The organism is Roseovarius salincola (assembly GCF_026891095.1).
GTDB classification, from domain to species: domain Bacteria; phylum Pseudomonadota; class Alphaproteobacteria; order Rhodobacterales; family Rhodobacteraceae; genus Roseovarius; species Roseovarius salincola.
The window spans coordinates 11,494-29,598 of sequence record NZ_JAPTNL010000016.1 but is presented as its reverse complement, the minus strand read 5'-3'; the positions used below and the strand labels follow the sequence as shown (position 1 = coordinate 29,598).

General features: G+C 65.5%; 15 protein-coding genes. 10 read left to right on the top strand and 5 right to left on the bottom strand.

Translation table 11 applies throughout. From position 1 onward, the window contains the following. Nucleotides 1–68 precede the first annotated feature (68 nt). On the top strand, nt 69–1,583 hold the full coding sequence (locus tag N5A93_RS15465; RefSeq protein ID WP_268956000.1) for a YifB family Mg chelatase-like AAA ATPase: 1,515 nt from the start codon (nt 69–71) through the stop codon (nt 1,581–1,583). Here the strand turns inward: N5A93_RS15465 and N5A93_RS15460 are convergent. The 4 genes from N5A93_RS15460 to rsmI form a co-directional block, all read right to left on the bottom strand. Continuing rightward, complete coding sequence (locus N5A93_RS15460; protein WP_268955999.1) at nt 1,549–2,460, bottom strand: alpha/beta hydrolase; 912 nt, start codon at nt 2,458–2,460, stop codon at nt 1,549–1,551. The genes N5A93_RS15465 and N5A93_RS15460 overlap by 35 nt on opposite strands. Then, nucleotides 2,457–3,392, bottom strand: coding sequence for a glutathione synthase (gene gshB, locus N5A93_RS15455; RefSeq protein ID WP_268955998.1), 936 nt, complete (start codon nt 3,390–3,392; stop codon nt 2,457–2,459). Before gshB ends, N5A93_RS15460 begins: the two co-directional genes overlap by 4 nt. A gap of 61 nt (nt 3,393–3,453) precedes the next feature. Continuing rightward, complete coding sequence (locus N5A93_RS15450; protein ID WP_268955997.1) at nt 3,454–3,873, bottom strand: YraN family protein; 420 nt, start codon at nt 3,871–3,873, stop codon at nt 3,454–3,456. Next, a complete protein-coding gene (gene rsmI, locus N5A93_RS15445) occupies nt 3,863–4,747 on the bottom strand; it encodes a 16S rRNA (cytidine(1402)-2'-O)-methyltransferase (RefSeq protein ID WP_440590578.1) in 885 nt (294 codons plus the stop codon). The genes N5A93_RS15450 and rsmI overlap by 11 nt, the downstream gene beginning before the upstream one ends. Before the next feature lie 90 nt (nt 4,748–4,837). Between rsmI and N5A93_RS15440 the strand changes: the two genes are divergently transcribed. Both N5A93_RS15440 and N5A93_RS15435 read left to right on the top strand, forming a co-directional pair. Beyond that, nucleotides 4,838–6,016, top strand: coding sequence for a penicillin-binding protein activator (locus N5A93_RS15440; protein ID WP_268955995.1), 1,179 nt, complete (start codon nt 4,838–4,840; stop codon nt 6,014–6,016). Between the two features lie 19 nt (nt 6,017–6,035). Further along, the gene (locus N5A93_RS15435; protein ID WP_268955994.1) at nt 6,036–8,804 is read left to right on the top strand and encodes a [protein-PII] uridylyltransferase; all 2,769 of its coding nucleotides are present in this window, start codon (nt 6,036–6,038) and stop codon (nt 8,802–8,804) included. Here N5A93_RS15435 and N5A93_RS15430 read toward each other — a convergent pair whose 3' ends face one another. Next, the gene (locus tag N5A93_RS15430) at nt 8,805–9,836 is read right to left on the bottom strand and encodes a LacI family DNA-binding transcriptional regulator (RefSeq protein ID WP_268955993.1); all 1,032 of its coding nucleotides are present in this window, start codon (nt 9,834–9,836) and stop codon (nt 8,805–8,807) included. 117 nt (nt 9,837–9,953) lie between these two features. Between N5A93_RS15430 and N5A93_RS15425 the strand changes: the two genes are divergently transcribed. The 7 genes from N5A93_RS15425 to N5A93_RS15395 all read left to right on the top strand — a co-directional run bounded on the left by N5A93_RS15425 (nt 9,954) and on the right by N5A93_RS15395 (nt 18,089). After that, nucleotides 9,954–11,471 (top strand): tripartite tricarboxylate transporter permease, encoded by a 1,518-nt coding sequence (locus tag N5A93_RS15425; RefSeq protein WP_268955992.1) that lies wholly within the window; start codon nt 9,954–9,956, stop codon nt 11,469–11,471. After that, nucleotides 11,468–11,926, top strand: a complete 459-nt coding sequence (locus tag N5A93_RS15420; protein ID WP_268955991.1) for a tripartite tricarboxylate transporter TctB family protein — start codon at nt 11,468–11,470, stop codon at nt 11,924–11,926. The genes N5A93_RS15425 and N5A93_RS15420 overlap by 4 nt, the downstream gene beginning before the upstream one ends. 49 nt (nt 11,927–11,975) lie before the next feature. Beyond that, nucleotides 11,976–12,932 carry a Bug family tripartite tricarboxylate transporter substrate binding protein gene (locus N5A93_RS15415; protein ID WP_268955990.1) on the top strand — a complete coding sequence of 319 codons (957 nt, stop codon included), beginning with the start codon at nt 11,976–11,978 and terminating at the stop codon, nt 12,930–12,932. Between the two features lie 72 nt (nt 12,933–13,004). Beyond that, nucleotides 13,005–14,414, top strand: coding sequence for an acylating sulfoacetaldehyde dehydrogenase (gene sauS / locus N5A93_RS15410; RefSeq protein ID WP_268955989.1), 1,410 nt, complete (start codon nt 13,005–13,007; stop codon nt 14,412–14,414). Beyond that, complete coding sequence (locus N5A93_RS15405) at nt 14,411–15,907, top strand: AMP-binding protein (RefSeq protein WP_268955988.1); 1,497 nt, start codon at nt 14,411–14,413, stop codon at nt 15,905–15,907. Before sauS ends, N5A93_RS15405 begins: the two co-directional genes overlap by 4 nt. Then, nucleotides 15,865–16,974 (top strand): bifunctional enoyl-CoA hydratase/phosphate acetyltransferase, encoded by a 1,110-nt coding sequence (locus tag N5A93_RS15400; protein WP_328406941.1) that lies wholly within the window; start codon nt 15,865–15,867, stop codon nt 16,972–16,974. Before N5A93_RS15405 ends, N5A93_RS15400 begins: the two co-directional genes overlap by 43 nt. Then, a complete protein-coding gene (locus tag N5A93_RS15395) occupies nt 16,971–18,089 on the top strand; it encodes an acetate/propionate family kinase (RefSeq protein ID WP_268955987.1) in 1,119 nt (372 codons plus the stop codon). Before N5A93_RS15400 ends, N5A93_RS15395 begins: the two co-directional genes overlap by 4 nt. Nucleotides 18,090–18,105 lie beyond the last annotated feature (16 nt).

Here is an 18,105-nt window from a genome sequence, read left to right as displayed (position 1 = left end):
TAACCCTTCTTAAACCGCCGGCGCGTAAGCCTTGGTTAACCGACCTTAACCAGACAGGGAACATGCCGATGGTCGCGCGCGCCTACACGGTGGCCTTCGAGGGAATCCGCGCAAGGCAGGTCGAAGTGCAATGCGCGATCAGCCCCGGCCTGCCCGCCTTTTCGCTTGTCGGCCTGCCCGACAAGGCCGTTTCCGAGGCGCGCGACCGGGTGCGCTCCGCGCTCAGTTCCATGGCCATCGCCCTGCCCTCCAAACGGATCACCATCAATCTCAGCCCCGCCGACCTTCCCAAGGAAGGCAGCCGTTTCGACCTGCCCATCGCGCTGGCGCTTCTGTCCGCGCTTGAAATCATTCCCGCCGACGCGGCCGAGGGCACCTGTTCGCTGGGGGAACTCTCGCTCGATGGCACGCTGATCCCGGTGATCGGCGCCCTGCCCGCCGCGATGGCCGCCGCCGAGGACGAACGCACCCTGCTTTGCCCAAGGGCCTCGGGTGCCGAGGCGGCATGGGTCGGCGCCGCCGAAGTGATCGGCGCCGCCAGCCTTGCCGACGTGGTGCGCCACTACACCGGCCAGTCGCCGCTTGCCCCCGCCGAACCCGGCGAGGTCACAACCGATGCCAGCGGGCGCGATCTTCTGGATGTGAAGGGCCAGGAGCGCGCCAAGCGGGCGCTGGAAATCGCCGCCGCCGGACGCCATCACCTGATGATGGTGGGCACACCGGGGTCCGGCAAATCCATGTTGGCCGCCCGCCTGCCGGGCATCCTGCCGCCCCTGACCGCACCCGAGGCGCTGGAAACCTCGATGATCCATTCGCTGGCGGGGCTTCTGGATGAAGGCGGGATCAATCGCACGCGACCTTTTCGGGAACCGCATCACACCGCCTCGATGGCCGCCATCGTCGGCGGCGGGCGTCGTGCCGGGCCGGGGGAAATCAGCCTCGCCCATAATGGCGTTCTGTTCATGGACGAGTTCCCCGAATTCGCCCGCACCGTGCTGGAAACCCTGCGCCAGCCGATCGAGACCGGAGAGGTCATGGTCGCACGCGCCAATGCGCATGTGAAATACCCCTGCCGCTTCATGCTGGTCGCCGCCGCCAATCCCTGCAAATGCGGCTACCTGCCGGACCCGGCGCGCGCCTGCAGCCGTGCGCCTCAATGCGGCGAGGATTACATGGGCCGCATTTCCGGGCCGCTGATGGACCGTTTCGATCTGCGCGTCGAGGTCCCGCCCGTGGCCTTCACCGATCTCGATCTGCCCGCCTCGGGCGACAGCTCCTCGACCGTTGCCGGTTGCGTTGCCGAGGCGCGCGCGCTTCAGGCCCGCCGCTTTGCCGATGCGGGGCGCACATGGCTCAATGCCGATGCCGAGGGCGAGATGCTGGAACAGGTGGCCACGCCGGACACCGAGGGGCGCGACCTGATCAACCGCGTGGCGGAACGTTTCGGCCTGTCGGCGCGCGGCTATCACCGGGTGTTGCGCGTGGCGCGCACCATCGCCGATCTCGACCATTCCGACAGCGTCCGCCGCCCCCATATCGCCGAAGCCGTCAGCTATCGCCTTGCGGCCGCGAAAGAGAGCTGATCCACTTCGCCACATCTTCGAGCGTGCGGCACGCCTCGGGCAGCAGCGGCCCGAAGATCGGCCAGACATGGGGCAGGTCGTGCGCGATTACCTCCGTGACCCGCACCCTGTCCGCACGCAACCGCGCCGCCATCCGGCGCGTGTCATCCAGCAGGATCTCTGTATCGCCCGCGGTGATCCAGACCGGCGGCGCGCCGCGAAGCGAGGCGAGAAGCGGCGACGCGCGCGGATCGCGCGCGCTGCTGCCCTGCAAATACATTTCCGCCAGTTCGCCCGCGCGGGCCACCGGCAACAGCACGTCCGCATCCGCGTTCGACGCCATGCTGTCGCCCGAAAAGGTCATGTCGGTCAGCGGCGAAAAGCAGAACACACCGCGCGGGGGGCGCAGCCCGTGCCGCAGAATCTCGCCCAGCAGCGCCAGCGCGAGGCCACCCCCTGCACTGTCACCGCCGATGATCACCTCGCGCTCGGCACTCAGCTCGATATAGACTGCAAGCGCATCCTCCAGCGCTGCCGGAAAGGCATGCTCGGGGGCAAGGCGGTAATCCGGCAGGCAGGCGGCAACCCCGCTCAGCCCTGACAGGCGCGCCAGCATCGCGCGATGGGTGCGCGACGAACCGAACACGTAGCCGCCCCCGTGCAGATACAGGATCACAGCAGCGGCCTTGCGCGCAGGCACATCCTTGCCCAGCGCCCAGCAGACAGGCACCCCGTCGATCACCTCGCTTGAAAAATGACTGCCGCGCGGCGGGCGAAACCAGAACCGCGCCTTTCGTTCGAACATCGCGCGCAGCGCCACCGGATCACCGGCCCGCGCCAGAAGCGGCTTCTCCACCAGCCGCAGGCTGTGATTCAGGATATGTCTGCGCAGGCTCACACGCGTTTCGCCTCGATCGCCTCCCAGATCATCGCGGCCACATTGATCCCGTCGAATCGTTCCAGTTCCTGGATGCCGGTGGGCGAGGTCACGTTGATCTCGGTCAGGTAGTCGCCGATCACGTCGATGCCGACGAAAACCTGCCCCTTGTCACGCAAAAGCGGCCCGATCGCGGCGCAGATTTCGCGGTCGCGGTCATTGAGCGCGACCTTTTCGGGACGCCCGCCGACATGCATGTTGGAGCGGGTTTCACCCTGTGCCGGAATGCGGTTGATCGCGCCCACGGCTTCGCCATCGACAAGGATCACGCGCTTGTCGCCATTCTTGATCTCGGGAAGGTATTTCTGCACGATCAGCGGCTCGCGGCTGAAGCCGGTGAAAAGTTCGTGAAGCGAGCTGAGATTGCGGTCCGATTCCGACAGGTGAAAGACCCCGGCGCCGCCATTGCCGTAAAGCGGCTTCAGGATCACATCCCCATGACGATCCTTGAAGGCGCGGATCGTCGCCAGGTCGCGCGCGATGGCGGTCGGCGGCATCAACTGGGGGAAATCCAGCACCAGCAGCTTTTCGGGGAAATTGCGCACCCAGAACGGATCGTTCACCACCAGCGTGCCGGGCATGACGCGCTGCAACAGATGCGTCGTGGTGATATAATGCATGTCGAAGGGCGGATCCTGGCGCAGCCAGACCACGTCGAATTCGCCCAGATCCGCCACGCGCGCGTCGCCAAGGGTGAAATGGTCGCCTTTCACCCGCCGCACCTCCAGCGGGTAACCCCGCGCCGTCACCCGCCCTTCGACATAGGCCAGCGCATCGGGCGTGTAATAGAATAGCTCGTGGCCGCGCGCCTGCGCCTCTTCGGCGATGCGAAAGGTGCTGTCGGCGTCGATATCGACCGGCGCGATCGGGTCCATCTGAAAGGCGATCTTCATGGGGCTCCCCCGGCGTGTTTGCTTCCCGCCCTAAATGGGCCAAGCCGCCGTCAATCGCAAATCAGAAATGACCGAAAGCATTCTCGATGATCTGCGCGGCGCCGGACTGGTCCACCACCGCAAGGTCGAATCGCACCTCGGCCAACTGGCCCGCAGGCACGTGGCCCAGATATTCCGCCGCCGCCGCATGAATCCGCCGCACCTGCGCCGGGCGCAGTCGCGCGATCGCCGCATCGAAACTGCGCGCCGCCTTGACTTCGCAGAACACGATCACCGCGCCCTCGCGCAGGATCAGGTCGATCTCGCCGCCTTCTCCGCGCCAGCGGGTTTCCATGAGATCCGCGCCGCGACGGTCATAGCTTGTCGCCACGCGGCGTTCCGCCGCCATCCCGGCCTGCCAGGCCCGCAGCCCGCGATCGGCGCGCTGCGCGCGGCACGACGATCCGGCATCCGCCTGCTGTAGATTCCCGTCAATCGTCATGATCATGATCTCCTGTCGATTCCTGCGAAAGCTGCAAAGCGCGCTGATAGACCTGCCGCCGCTTCAGCCCCAGTTCCGCCGAGACCGCATCCGCGGCATCGCGCACCGAATGCACCTTCAATGCCTCAACCAACCGCATTTCTAAATCCGATTCGCGAATATTCGGTAAACGGCCGCGATCCACCAGCACCACGATCTCGCCTTTCAGGCTGCGCGCGGCGCAGGCATCAGCCAGTTCTTCCAGCGTGCCGCGCATGACCTCTTCGAATTTCTTGGTCAGCTCCCGGCAGACCGCCGCCTGTCGCCCGCCCCCGAGAACCTGCGCCGCATCGCGCAGCATCGCCGCCACCCGCTTGGGCGATTCGTAGAAAATCAACGTCCCCGGCACGGCCTCCAGCGCCTTGAGCGCGGTTTTCCGCCGCCCCGAGGCGTTGGGCAGGAAGCCCGCGAAGAAGAAATGATCCGTCGGCAACCCCGCCACAGTCAGCGCCGCGATCACCGCCGACGGGCCAGGCGCCGAGATCAGCGCATGGCCCCCAGCCACCGCCGCGCGCGCCAGGTCATAGCCGGGATCGGCCACCATCGGCGTGCCGGCCTCGGAGGCGTAGACCACCGATTTCCCCTCTGCCAGCGCCGCCAGCAGGCGCGGGCGCATCTTTTCGCCATTGTGATCGTGATAAGCTAGGACGGGCCTGTCGCCCGGCGAAATCCCGTGGATATCCATCAGCTTGCGCAGGCTGCGGGTATCCTCGGCGGCGATCACGTCCGCCGCGCCCAGGATATCGAGCGTGCGCAGCGTGATGTCGCGCGCCGTGCCGATCGGCGTCGCCACCAGGTATAGCCCCGGCGCCAGGCTCTGCTGTTTCGGATTCACCACTGGACCCGCCTCTCATGACGTTTATTATCGGAGCTGAACATCGCAACGGGGCAGGCCCCGCCGCAAAACCAGGGAGTGACATAATCCATGTTCGCCGTTTTGTCTTCCGCCCGCAAGGCGCCGGGCCGCATCGCCATCCTTATGGCCGCACTCTGGCTCAGCGCGTGCCAGCCGGTCGCCACCACGGGCGGCGGCGGTCAACCGATCAGTCCCTCCAAACCGATCGCCGTTGCCCTTCTGTTGCCGCATGGCTCCGGTGTGCCGCAGGAACAGCGCCTCGCCCGTGATCTCGAGAATGCCGCGCGCATGGCCGCCTCGGACATGAGCGGCGTGCAGATCGACCTGCGCGTCTACGGCACCGCCGGTCAGGCCGAGCAGGCCCGGACCGCCGCGCTCAATGCGGTTCAGGATGGCGCCAGGATCATCATCGGCCCGCTGCACGCCGAATCGGCCAATGCCGTGGCCGTCGCCGTCGCTGATCGCGACATCAACGTGCTGACTTTCTCGAACAATGCGACCATCGCGGGCGGCAACCTCTTCGTGCTGGGCCAGACCTTCGAGAACACCGCCAACCGGCTGGTCAGCTATGCCGCGCGCAGCGGCAAGAGCCGTATTCTGACGGTCTATTCCGACAACCTCGCCGGGCGACTGGGCCGCCAGGCCATCGAACAGGCCGCCACACGCCACGGCGCCACGTTGGCCGGCAGCGTGAGCTACACGTTCTCCCAGGATGGCGTCGTCTCGGCAGTGCCCCAGATTCGCGAGACGGCCCGTCAGAACGATGCCGACGCTCTCTTCCTCACCGCCAACACAGCGGGCGCACTGCCGCTCTTTTCGCAGATGCTGCCCGAGGCCGGGCTGAGCACCGACTCCATCCAGTACATGGGTCTCAGCCGCTGGGACACGCCGCCCCAGACGATGGAACTGCCCGGCGTTCAGGGCGGATGGTTCGCCCTGCCCGACCCGCAACGCAGCGCCCAGTTCAAAAGCCGCTTCCAGGCCGCATACGGCAACGCGCCGCATGAACTGGCGGGGCTGTCCTACGACGGTATCGCCGCTGTCGGCGCCCTTGCCAAGTCCGGCGACCGCAACGCGCTCAGCCGCGGGTCGCTGACCCAGAGCGCCGGGTTCCAGGGGGTCAATGGCGTCTTTCGCTTCCGCCCCGATGGCACCAACGAGCGGGGCCTCGCGGTGGCGACGATCCGCGACCAGCAGGTCGAGGTGATCGACCCGGCGCCAAGGGGCTTTGGCGGCGCGGGCTTCTAGGGCCGCGCGAAAGGATCGAATGAAAGACGCGATCTCAAGCCCGGACGACCTGATCCGCCCGGCCGAGGACATCTTCGACAACGCCGCTGTCGAGGCGCGCCTCGCCGAGGCGATGGCGGCGGCCGATGGCGATACCATGGCGCTGCGCCGCGCCGCGGTCTCGGTGCTGTCCGAAGCTCTGGCACAGGGGCGCGAGACCATCGCCGCGGGCTTCGCCGAACATCCCTTCGCCGCCCGCGCCACCGTGCGCGCCTATAGCTGGCTGACCGATTGCATCCTCCTCAATGCGCTTGACGTGGCCCAACGCCATCTGCACCCGGTGGCCACGCCCACCAGTTCCGAAAGCATCGCGATGTTCGCGGTCGGCGGCTACGGGCGCGGTGAAATGGCCCCGCAATCGGATGTCGACCTGCTGTTCCTGACCCCCTACAAGATCACCCCCTGGGCCGAGAGCGTCATCGAATCGATGCTCTACATGCTGTGGGATCTCAAGATTAAGGTCGGTCATGCCAGCCGCACCATCCGCGACTGCCTGCGCCTCGGGGGCGAGGATTTCACCATCCGCACATCGCTCCTCGAGCACCGTTTCCTGGCCGGGGACCGCCATCTTGCCGACCACTTCAAAAAGCGGCTCTGGCACGAACTGTTCGAGGGCTCGGAGCGCGAATTCATCGAGGCCAAGCTGGAAGAGCGCGACACCCGCCATGAAAAACAGGGCGGCCAGCGCTACATGGTCGAACCCAATGTCAAAGAGGGCAAGGGCGGGCTGCGCGACCTGCAATCACTGTTCTGGATCGCCAAATACCTGCACCGCGTCGACAGCGCCGCGGATCTGGTGGATGTCGGCATGTTCACCGAGGACGAGTTCGACACCTTCGCCACCGCCGAGAATTTCCTATGGGCGGTGCGCTGCCATGTCCACCTGCTCACCAACCGGCCCACCGATCAGCTGACCTTCGACCTTCAGGTCGAGGTGGCCGAGCGCATGGGATACAGCGATACCGCCGGCCGGCGCGCGGTCGAGGTCTTCATGCAGGAATATTTCCGCCACGCCACCGCCGTGGGCGATCTGACGCGGATTTTCCTCACCAAGCTGGAAGCGGCGCATGTGAAATCCGAACCACTCCTGCAACGGATCTTCCGGCGCAAACGCAAGCTCAAGGACGGCTACGAAGAGGTCCACGGCCGTCTTGCCATCGTGGACGAGGACGCCTTTCTCTCGGACCCGCTCAATATTCTGCGCCTCTTCGAGGAAGGCTTGCGCACCGGGCTTCTGATCCATCCGGACGCCATGCGCCTTGTCACCGCCCATCTCGAGCTGATCGACGACGATTTTCGCAACGACCCCAAGGCGCGCAAGCTGTTCCTCGACCTGCTCCTGAAACACGGCAACCCCGAACGCGCGCTCAGGCGGATGAACGAACTGGGGGTGCTTTCGGCAATCATCCCCGAATTCGAACCCATCGTCGCGCTGATGCAGTTCAACATGTATCACAGCTACACGGTGGACGAGCACACCATCCAATGCATTTCGAACCTGGCGCAGATCGAGCGCGGCGAGCTCGTTGAAAACCTGCCGCTCTCTTCCTCGATCCTTGAGGAAGGCGTGAACCGGCGCGTGCTTTACGTGGCACTGCTGCTGCATGACATCGGCAAGGGGCGCGACGAGGACCATTCCATCGTCGGCGCCCGGATCGCGCGCAAGGTCGCGCCCCGCCTCGGTCTGCGTCCCAAGGAGGTGGATACCGTCGAATGGCTGGTGCGCTATCACCTGCTGATGTCCGACATGGCGCAGAAACGCGATATCGCCGACCCGCGCACAGTGCGCGACTTCGCCAAGGCGGTGCAGACCAAGGGGCGGCTCGACCTGCTCTGCGTGCTGACCGTCTGCGATATCCGCGGTGTCGGTCCAAACACCTGGAACAACTGGAAAGCCTCGCTTCTGCGCGCGCTCTATCGCCAGACCCGGCGCGCCATGGAAGGCGGGCTCGAGGATCTCAACCGCGAACAGCGCGGCTCGGACGCCAAGCGCAATCTGCGCGAGGCGCTCAAGGACTGGCCCGCGCGCGATCTCAAGAACGAGACCGCCCGCCATTACCCGCCCTATTGGCAGGGTCTGCATGTCACGGCGCATGTGGTCTTTGCGCGGCTGCTGCGTGACCTCTCCGAGGACGATATCGCCATCGACCTCTCGATCGACGAGGACCGCGACGCCACCCGCGCCTGTTTCGCGCTGGCTGATCATCCGGGTATCTTCTCGCGGCTGGCCGGGGCGCTGGCGCTGGTCGGGGCCAATGTGGTGGACGCGCGCACCTACACGTCCAAGGACGGGTTCGCCACCGCCGCCTTCTGGATCCAGGACGCCGATGGTCACCCCTACGAAGCCGAGCGCCTGCCGCGCCTGCGCGACATGATCCGCAAGACCCTCAAGGGCGAGGTGGTCGCGGCACAGGCGATCCGCTCGCGCGACAAGATCAAGAAGCGCGAGCGCGCCTTCAAGGTGCCCACCCACATCACCTTCGACAACGAAGGGTCGGAAATCTACACCATCATCGAGGTCGATACCCGCGACCGTCCCGGCCTGCTTTACGATCTGACCCGGACGCTGGCGGACAGCAATGTCTATATCAACTCGGCGGTGATCGCGACCTACGGCGAACAGGTGGTCGATACCTTCTATGTAAAGGACATGTTCGGTCTCAAGTTCCACTCCGAACCCAAGCGCCGGGCGCTGGAAAGCAAACTGCGCCGCGCCATCGCCGAAGGGGCCGAACGCGCCGTGACCTGATCACGCCTGACGCAAGTTGCGCGTCGTGCCCCGCGCGATGCATTCCAGCTCGCAGCAATATCGGAAAATTTCCTGCGCCTCCGCCGCGATCAGCGCCGTCAGGCGCTCGCCCGCGATCTTGCCGATATCCTCGGCGGGGATGCGCACCGTGCTCAGCCCCGGCTCCATGTCATGCGAACCGTTGAAATCACCGATCCCCATGACCGACATGTCGCCGGGAACATCCAGACCGATGCTCTGCACCCCGTAAATCGCCCCATGCGCGATCACGTCATTGCCACACAGAAGCGCCGTCGGGCGCGCCCCGCTCTCCAGCAGGTCATGCACCGCCTGTTTCGCCAGGGTCGTGCTGTAAGGCGATTCCATGCGCCATTCGTCGCGCACCGGCACGCCGCGCGCCTGGATCTCCTCCATCGCGCCCTCAAGCCGCTGACGCGCACGGTCATTACCCTCGACCCGCGGAAAGACCAGCCCGATATCGCGATGCCCCAGTTCCAGCAGATGCCGCGCCGCCATGCGCCCCGCCTCGCGATTGTCGGGGCCGACACAGGACATGGGCGCGTCTGCCGAATAGTTCCAGATCGCGATGCAGGGCGTCTCCTGACGCGCGAGCAGGCGGAAACTGGCCTCCGAATGCTCCAGCCCGACAAGGGCGATCCCATCCACACGATGTTCCATCAGCTTGCGGATCGTGTCGTATTCGCGCTCAAGCTCATAGCCGTGCGACGCGATGAGCAGGGTAAAACCCGCCCGGTCGATCGCATCCGAAAAGGACTGGATCACCTCGGCAAAGATCGCGTGATTGATCGTCGGCACGATCAACCCGATCGTGGCATTGCGTCGGCCATGGATCGCCTGCGCCGCGCGATTGCGGATATAGCCCAGCTTCTCGACGGCGCGGTTGATTCTCTTGCGGGTCGCCGGGTTCACCAGATCGGGATGATTGAAGGCGCGCGACACTGTCGAAGGCGAGACTTTCGCTGCCTTTGCAACAGCCACAATATCCGAGCTTTTCTTTTTATTTCCAGACACTTGAAGCAATCTTTCCAGGGGGTTAATGAAAACATTTGCAATACTATTTTCATGCCTTAGCCTGAACTGTCAATCGTCATGCATAATGACGGGAAGAGCCATAGGGAGGGGCGCTTCTTGGAATTCATAGGCTATTTCGGCGAGGTCTTTCAGCCGATGTCGTTCATGCTTTTGCTGATCGGCACCATCGGCGGGCTGATTCTGGGGGCGACGCCCGGTCTGTCGCCTACGATGGCGGTGGCGCTGCTGATTCCGTTCACCTTTCAGCTGCCCCCGGCCCAAGGGCTGATCCTGCTGGGCGCTGCCTACACATCGACCGTGGCAGGCGGCGCTGTCAGTGCGATCCTGCTCAAGATTCCAGGCGCGCCCGCCAATATCGCCACCACGCTCGACGGTCACACCATGGCCACGCAGGGGCGCGGCGCCGAGGCGCTGCAACTCTCGTTCATATCTTCCGCCATCGGGGGGGTGTTCGGCGTGCTGTTGCTGATCTTCCTCACACCGCTGCTGGCGCAATGGGCACTGGCCTTCGGACCGTCGCACCTGTTCTGGCTCGCGATCCTCGGGGTCACGGTGATCGGCACGCTCGACAGCAATTCGGTCGTGAAGGGGCTGTTGTCGGGCTGTATCGGCATGTGGCTCGCGACCATCGGCTTTGACGACATCATGGGCGCGCAGCGTTTCATCTTCCACCCCGAGCTGTCGGGCGGGATCAACATCATCCCGGCACTGATCGGTCTCTTTGCCATTCCGCAGGTGCTGACCATGTTCGCCCGTGGCCGCGTGCCATCGGGCGCCGAGGTGATCGCCGTGCGCAAGCATCCCATCGGCGCGGCCATCCGCGAAACCCTGCGCCGCTGGCGCTCGCTCTCCATCGGCACCGCCATCGGTTCAACCATCGGGCTCATCCCCGGCGTGGGTGGCCAGATCGCGGGGCTCGTCGCCTATGATCAGGCGCGCAAGTTCAGCCCCGAGCGCAAGAAGTTCGGCACCGGTCATTCCGAAGGCGTGATCGCCGCCGAGAGCGCCAACAACGCCATGGTCGGCCCCTCGCTGGTGCCGCTGCTCACGCTCTCCGTGCCCGGCAGCCCCACCGCCGCGGTACTTCTGGGCGGGCTGCTGATCCACGGGATCTTTCCGGGCTCGGACCTCTTTGACAATCACCCGGACGTGGCCTGGACCTTCATCAACTCGATGCTGATCGGCCAGATCCTGATGTGTATCTTCGGCCTCTACGTCGCGGGCTTCGCCGCACGGGTGGCACAGGTGCCGCAATCGGTGATGGCGGCGCTGGTGCTGGGGCTTGCCGTGTTCGGCTCCTATTCGGTGCAGAACTCAATGGGCGATGTCTATGTGATGGCGGCGCTTGGCGTGGGCATGTATTTTCTCGAACGCTTCGGCTTTGCCGCCGCGCCGCTGGTGCTGGGCCTCATCCTTGGCCCCATCGCCGAGGCCAACTTCATCCAGGGCGCGATGATCGCCGATGCCTCGGTCGGTCGCACGTCCTATTTCTTCACCGGCATCCTGAACCTCACGCTGATCGCCATCGTGCTGGCCTCCATCGCCTATTCGGTCTGGATGGAGCTGCGCCAGCGCCGGATCGACAAACAGGAAAAGAACGAGGCTGCGGCATGAGACAATGGCAACATATCTTTCCGTCGGGATTCATCGCCGCTGTCGGCATCTGGATCTGCTGGGTCAGCTACACGCGCGAACCGGCACAGGCCTTCCTGTTCCCGCGCCTCATCTCGACGGTGTTCGTGGTGCTGGCGCTCTGGACCTTCGGCAAGGCCGCGCTTGGCAAGTCGCGGGTCGGCGACGGAATCGGACGGCGCATGGTGATCAACATCGCGCCGGGTCTGATCGTGATGATGATCTACGTATTCTGGGCCGCGCGCGGGCTTGGCTTCTACACGGCCAGCACCATCGCCTTTTTCGCGCTGCTCTCGATCTACGATCCCGCCCCGCACAATGCGGCGCGCAGCTGGATCATGCGTGTCCTGATCACACTGGGATTCCTTGGCGTCATGTATGGCCTTTTCGCCGGAATCCTCAACGTATTCACACCCAGAGAGGTGTTGTTCCAATAAACCGGAACCAACCGGTCAACCGTAGAAACCAAGGGAGGAGAACCCAATGATGAAATCAATTCTAGCCGGGCTGGCGACAGCCCTCATGATCGCAGGACCCAGCGCGGCGCAGGATTATCCCGACCGTCCGCTGATGCTGATGGTCAGTTATGGCGCGGGCGGCGCAACGGATTTTCAGGCCCGGATCGTCACCATGACCTCGGGCAACGAGGATGCCCTGGGACAGCCCATCGCCATCGTCAACAAGCCCGGTGCGGGCGGGCGCGTCGGCTGGAACTGGCTGGCGACACAGGCCGATTCCGACGGCTACACGCTGGGGGCCTACAACGTGCCCCACTTCATCGCCCAGTCGATCGAGGGCGGCGTGGAATACGGCGCCGACAGCTTTGAACCGATCGCCAACTGGGGCGCTGACCCGGCGGTGTTCGTCGTCGGCGCCGACAGCGAGTTCGACACGATGGAGGACGTGGTGAACTGGGCCAAGGAAAACCCCGGCAAGATGACCTTCTCGGGTGCCGGGCTGTTCGTGGGCCACCATATCGCCGCGCTTCAGCTTGAAAACGCCGCAGGCGTCAAGCTGGCCTATATCCCCAACAACCAGGGGGGTGCCGGCGCCATGAAAGCCGTCATCGCCGGCGAGGTGATGGGCGGGGTCAACAACCTCTCCGATGCTTTCCGCGCCGCCGATGCGGGCAACGTGAAGATCCTCGGCGTGTTCGACACCGAGCGCAGCGAGTTCCTGCCCGACGTGCCGACAATGCAGGAACAGGGCTATGACATCGACAATGCCAGCGTGAACTATCGCGGCGTCATGGTCCCCAAGGGCACCCCGCAGGAGGTCATCGACAAACTGGCCGAAACCGTGCCCGCGATGTTCCGGAACGACCGCGTCAAGAAGCAGATGAAGGCCGGCGGCTCGCCCATGAAGGTGATGACCCGCGACGAGGTGCTCGAGATGTGGAACCAGCGCCAGGAAACACTCGAAAAACTGCTGGCCGGTCTCTGAACCGCACCCGCTTAACTCAACCCCGGACAGGGCGGATGCCCGCCCTGTCCACCCACCGCGAAGGACTTTCAGATGAACGCCCCCGACGATCTTACCGCCATCGACAGCATCATGGCCCGCGCCCTCGTTGCGCAGCAGGCTTTCGAGGACGGCGCCACGCAAGAGCGCTACGACCGCGCAGCACAAGCCGCCGCATGGGCGATCATGGAACCCTCGCGCAACCGCGCCCTGGCCGAGCTTTCGGTCGAAACCACCGGGCTTGGCAACGTGCCCGACAAGATCACCAAGAACCACCGCAAGACATTGGGCCTGATGCGCGACATCGCCGGGGCGAAAACCCACGGCGTGATCCGCGACGACCGGGCCACAGGCATCACCGAGATCGCCCGCCCCATCGGGGTGATCGGCGCCGTGGTGCCTTCGACCAACCCGGCGGCGACGCCCGCCAACAATATCATCAACGCGCTGAAATGCGGCAATGCCATCGTGCTCTCGCCCTCGCCCAAGGGCGTGCCGGCCTGCGATATGCTGCTGCGTTTCATCCACGCCGAATTCGACAAGATCGGCCTCGATCATGACCTCGTTCAGATGGTCCCCGCCCCCGGTTCAAAGGCCAAGACCCAGCGGATGCTCGAAACCTCCGATCTGGTGGTCGTCACCGGCAGTCAGGACAATGTGCGCCGCGCCTATACCTGCGGCACGCCCGCCATCGGGGTGGGTGCAGGCAACGTCACCGTGATCGTCGACGAAACCGCCGATCTCGACGCCGCCGCCGAAAAGATCGCCGCCTCCAAGACCTTCGACAACGCCACGTCCTGTTCCTCGGAAAACGCCCTCGTGGTGGTCGATGCGGTCTATGACGCCTTCGTCGCGGCCCTTGCGCGCCAAGGCGGCGCGCTGGTGCATGCCGCCGAGTCCGACCGGATCGTCCAGCGCCTCTGGCCCGATGGCACGCTCAACCGCTCGATCCTCGCGCAGGACGCCGATGTCACCGTCGAGGCGCTCGGCCTGACCGGGCAGGTGCCCGACTCCACCCGCTTCGTCGCTGTCGAAACCCAAGGCATCGGCCCCGACTACCCGCTTTCGGGCGAAAAACTCAGCCGCGTGGTCGCGCTCTATCGCGCCGCCGATTTCTCGGCTGCCACCAACACCGCGCGCCGCATCCTCGAACATCAAGGGGCCGGGCATTCCATCGGGCTGCATACCGGCGATGACAGCCGCGCCATGCATCTGGGCGAGATCATTCCGACCTGCCGCGTGATCGTCAATCAGGCCCATTGCTTCGCCACCGGCGGCGCCTTCACCAACGGGCTGCCCTTTTCCCTGTCGATGGGCTGCGGCAGCTGGGGCGGCAACTCGATCGACGAGAACCTGCACTGGCGCCACTTCGTCCAGACCACCAAGGTCGTGCGCGAAATCCCCGCCGATGAACCCGAACTCGAGGCGATCTTCTCCGCATACTGGGATGTGGCCGGGCAATGAAACTGGAACGCGACGCACCGCCCCAAGGCACCCTGCGCGACTGGATCGAATCCCGCGCAGATGACGGCGGCACCGCCTTCGTCTTTCCCGAAACCGGCGAGACGCTCGATTGGCCCGCCCTGCGCGACAACGCCCGCCGCATCGCCGGGTCTCTGGCCGGGCAAGGCGCGCAAAAGGGCGAAAGCGTCGCCATCGTGATGCCCAACGGGCGCGCCGCCATCGAGGCGCTTTACGGCACGCTTTACGGCGGCTTCCGCGTGACAATGATCAACCTCGCCGCCGGGCTTGATGCCATCGCCTATGCGCTTGGCCACAGCGAGGCGCGCTTCGCATTCGTCGACGACAGCGTGCGCGATATCTTCGACGAGGCCACGCGCGACAATCCGGTGAAACGGCTTGACCCCGACGCCATCAACGGCCCCATGGGCGACCTTGCGCCGCTCTCGCCCGAGGATCACGCGCTATTGATGTATACCTCCGGCACCACCGGGCGGCCCAAGGGCGTGGTCCACAGCCATTCCAGCCTGCTGGCGGGGGGATGGACCACCTCGGTCGCGCATGAACTTTCACCGGATGACCGCGGGCTTTGCGTGCTGCCGGTCTACCATATCAACGGGCTTTGCGTCTCGGTCATCGGCTCTCTGGTCTCGGGCGGTTCGCTCGCGCTCTGCCCGCGCTTTTCGGCCAGCCGCTTCTGGGATCAGGCCGCCAGCAGCGAGGCGACGTGGTTCTCGGTCGTGCCCACGATCATCTCGCACCTTCTTCACGGTGACAGCGACCCCACGGACGAGGTGAAGGCGCGGCTGCGCTTCGGCCGCTCGGCCTCCTCGCCGCTGGCGCCGGATGTCCAGACGGCCTTCGAAACCCGCTTCGGCGTGCCGATCATCGAAACCATGGGCCTCACCGAAACCGCTGCGCAGATCCTCTCGAATCCGCTGCCGCCGGGCACGCGCAAGATTGGCTCGCCCGGCATTCCCTTCGGCAACGAGGCGGCGATCCTTGATGGAAACCTCGCCCCCATGCCCCACGGGCAAGAGGGCGAAATCGCGGTGCGCGGCCCCAACGTGATGCGCGAATACCTTCGCAACCCCGACGCCACGCGTGAGACCTTCAGCCCCGATGGCTGGCTGCGCACCGGCGATCTGGGCCGACAGGACGCGGATGGCTATTTCTTCGTGACAGGGCGCCTCAAGGAGCTGATCATCAAGGGCGGCGAGAACATCGCCCCCCGCGAAGTGGACGAGGCGCTTTATTCCCACCCCGACATCATCGAGGCCGCCGCCTTCGCCCGCCCCTGCACGCGCTATGGCGAACGGGTCGAGGCCGCCGTGGCGATCCGCCCCGGCTCGGCCTTGAACGAAGACGAGCTGATCGCCCTCTGCGCGCGCAAGCTCGGCGCTTTCAAATGCCCGGATCGTGTGCATTTCCTCGATGAACTGCCCAAAGGTCCATCGGGCAAAATCCAGCGCCGCAAGCTGGGCGAGATTCTTTAGGCGCTTCGGGCGCTTGCCGAAATCTGCTCCCTTGCGGCGCGTGTCACGCGCATGTCATCCTGCCTTGCGAAACGTCGGCCCGGTCCCGCCATGCGGCGACCCGCGACCACGCAGCCCAAGGAGCCGCGCGCATGAACCAGATGGACCAGAATTACGACGAGCTGATGGCGCGATGCGATCCCCTGCCCGCCTTGCCCACGGCCGTGGTTCATCCGGTGCAGGCCACCGTTTTCGAAGCTGTCAACGATGCCGCCGCCGCCGGGCTGATCGCGCCCGTTCTGATCGGTCCCGCCGCCCGGATCGCCGCCGCCCTCACCGAAACCGGCCAGTCACCCGACGCCTACCCGGTCATCGACACCGAACACAGCCATGCCGCCGCCGACAAGGCGGCCGAGCTGGCCGCGACCGGGCAGGTGCGCGCCATCATGAAGGGCTCGCTTCACTCCGATGAACTGCTCGGCGCGATCATTTCGCCCGCCGCCGGACTCAGGACCGAGCGCCGCATCAGCCACGCCTTCGTGATGCTGACCAATGACTACCCCCGGCCCTTCATCATCACCGATGCCGCCGTCAACGTGCAGCCGGACCTTCTGGAAAAGGCCGATATCGCGCAAAACGCCATCGGTCTCTGGCATGCGCTGTTCGGGCCGCAGAAACCGCATCTCGCCATCCTTGCGGCGGTCGAGACGGTGCATCCCCGGATGCCTGCCACGATCGACGCCGCCGCGCTGTGCAAGATGGCCGATCGCGGGCAGATCACCGGCGCGCTGCTTGACGGGCCTTTGGCCTTCGACAACGCGATCAGCGTGGACGCGGCGCGCGAGAAGGGCATTGACTCGGTGGTCGCGGGTCGCGCCGATATCCTGCTCGTGCCCGACATCGAGGCCGGCAACATCCTGGCCAAGCAACTGATTTTCATGGGCCATGCCGAAGGCGCGGGGATCGTCCTGGGCGCGCGTGTGCCGGTGATCCTGACCAGCCGCGCCGACAGCGTGCGCGCACGGCTTCTGTCCTGCGCGCTCGCGGTGCTGCTGGCCGATGCGCGCGACAAGGGGCAAGTCAAATGACCGAAACGATCCTCACACTCAATGCCGGGTCCTCCAGCCTGAAGTTCCGGGTTTTCGCGCGCGACGGGCTCAGCGAACTGGCCGGCGGAAAGGCCACGCGCATCGGCGGCGCGGCGGAGTTCAACGCCTATATCACCGACGGCCCGACCACGCAGACCACGCTGGCGCGCGGCGCCGATCACCACGCCGCGCTGGAATCCGTGATAGCGTTCCTGAAGGCCCATGCCAGCGAATGGCAAAGCGTCGCCATCGCGCACCGGGTGGTCCATGGCGGCACGCGCTATACCGGGCCGGTGCGGGTCACGCCGCAGGTTATTGCCGATCTCGAAGCGCTCAATCCGCTCGCGCCGCTGCATCAGCCCCACAACCTTGCCGCAATCGCCGCCTCGGGGCGGGTCGAGGCGGATGTGCCCGATATCGCCTGTTTCGACACCGCCTTTCATGCCGGTCACGGGCCGATGACGACCCGTTTCGCGATCCCGGCGGAGTTTCATGAGGCGGGCGTGCGCCGCTACGGGTTTCACGGCCTCTCCTATGCATGGGTCGCCGAAAAGCTGCGCCGCGATCACCCCGCGCTTCACGCGGGCCGCGTGATCGCCGCGCATCTTGGCAACGGCTCCAGCCTGTGCGCGATGGAACAGGGCCAGAGCCGCGACACCACCATGAGCATGAGCACCCTTGACGGCGTGCCCATGGGCACCCGCTCGGGCGCGATCGACCCCGGCGCCGTGATGCACCTCATGCGCGTGCATGGCATGTCGGCTCAGGAGGTCGAAACGATGCTTTATGACCGTTCGGGCCTGCTCGGTCTTTCGGGTGTCTCGAACGATGTGGCGACCCTTCTGGATGACGGCTCGGACGCGGCGCGCTTCGCGCTCGACTATTTCGCGCGACGCTGCGCGCAGGCGGCGGCATCGCTGGCGGTGGTGCTTGGCGGGATCGACGCCATGGTGTTCACCGGCGGCATCGGCGAGCACGCCCGATCGGTGCGCGAGCGGATCATCGCCCAACTCGCGCCGCTCGGCGATTTCCAGACGCTGGTGATCCCCGCCAATGAAGAACGGATGATGGCGCTCGAAGCGCTCTCGGTTCTTCGCGCCGAACAGGCCGCGTGATCGCGCGCAGCCGGTT

What these genes read in the sequence shown, in the direction of transcription:
- N5A93_RS15440 (WP_268955995.1), top strand. Translation starts at nt 4,838, where the DNA reads ATGTTCGCCGTTTTGTCTTCCGCCCGCAAGGCGCCGGGCCGCATCGCC.
- N5A93_RS15450 (WP_268955997.1), bottom strand. Translation starts at nt 3,873, where the DNA reads ATGACGATTGACGGGAATCTACAGCAGGCGGATGCCGGATCGTCGTGC.
- N5A93_RS15415 (WP_268955990.1), top strand. Translation starts at nt 11,976, where the DNA reads ATGAAATCAATTCTAGCCGGGCTGGCGACAGCCCTCATGATCGCAGGA.
- gshB (WP_268955998.1), bottom strand. Translation starts at nt 3,392, where the DNA reads ATGAAGATCGCCTTTCAGATGGACCCGATCGCGCCGGTCGATATCGAC.
- N5A93_RS15435 (WP_268955994.1), top strand. Translation starts at nt 6,036, where the DNA reads ATGAAAGACGCGATCTCAAGCCCGGACGACCTGATCCGCCCGGCCGAG.
- N5A93_RS15420 (WP_268955991.1), top strand. Translation starts at nt 11,468, where the DNA reads ATGAGACAATGGCAACATATCTTTCCGTCGGGATTCATCGCCGCTGTC.
- N5A93_RS15465 (WP_268956000.1), top strand. Translation starts at nt 69, where the DNA reads ATGGTCGCGCGCGCCTACACGGTGGCCTTCGAGGGAATCCGCGCAAGG.
- N5A93_RS15395 (WP_268955987.1), top strand. Translation starts at nt 16,971, where the DNA reads ATGACCGAAACGATCCTCACACTCAATGCCGGGTCCTCCAGCCTGAAG.
- N5A93_RS15405 (WP_268955988.1), top strand. Translation starts at nt 14,411, where the DNA reads ATGAAACTGGAACGCGACGCACCGCCCCAAGGCACCCTGCGCGACTGG.
- sauS (WP_268955989.1), top strand. Translation starts at nt 13,005, where the DNA reads ATGAACGCCCCCGACGATCTTACCGCCATCGACAGCATCATGGCCCGC.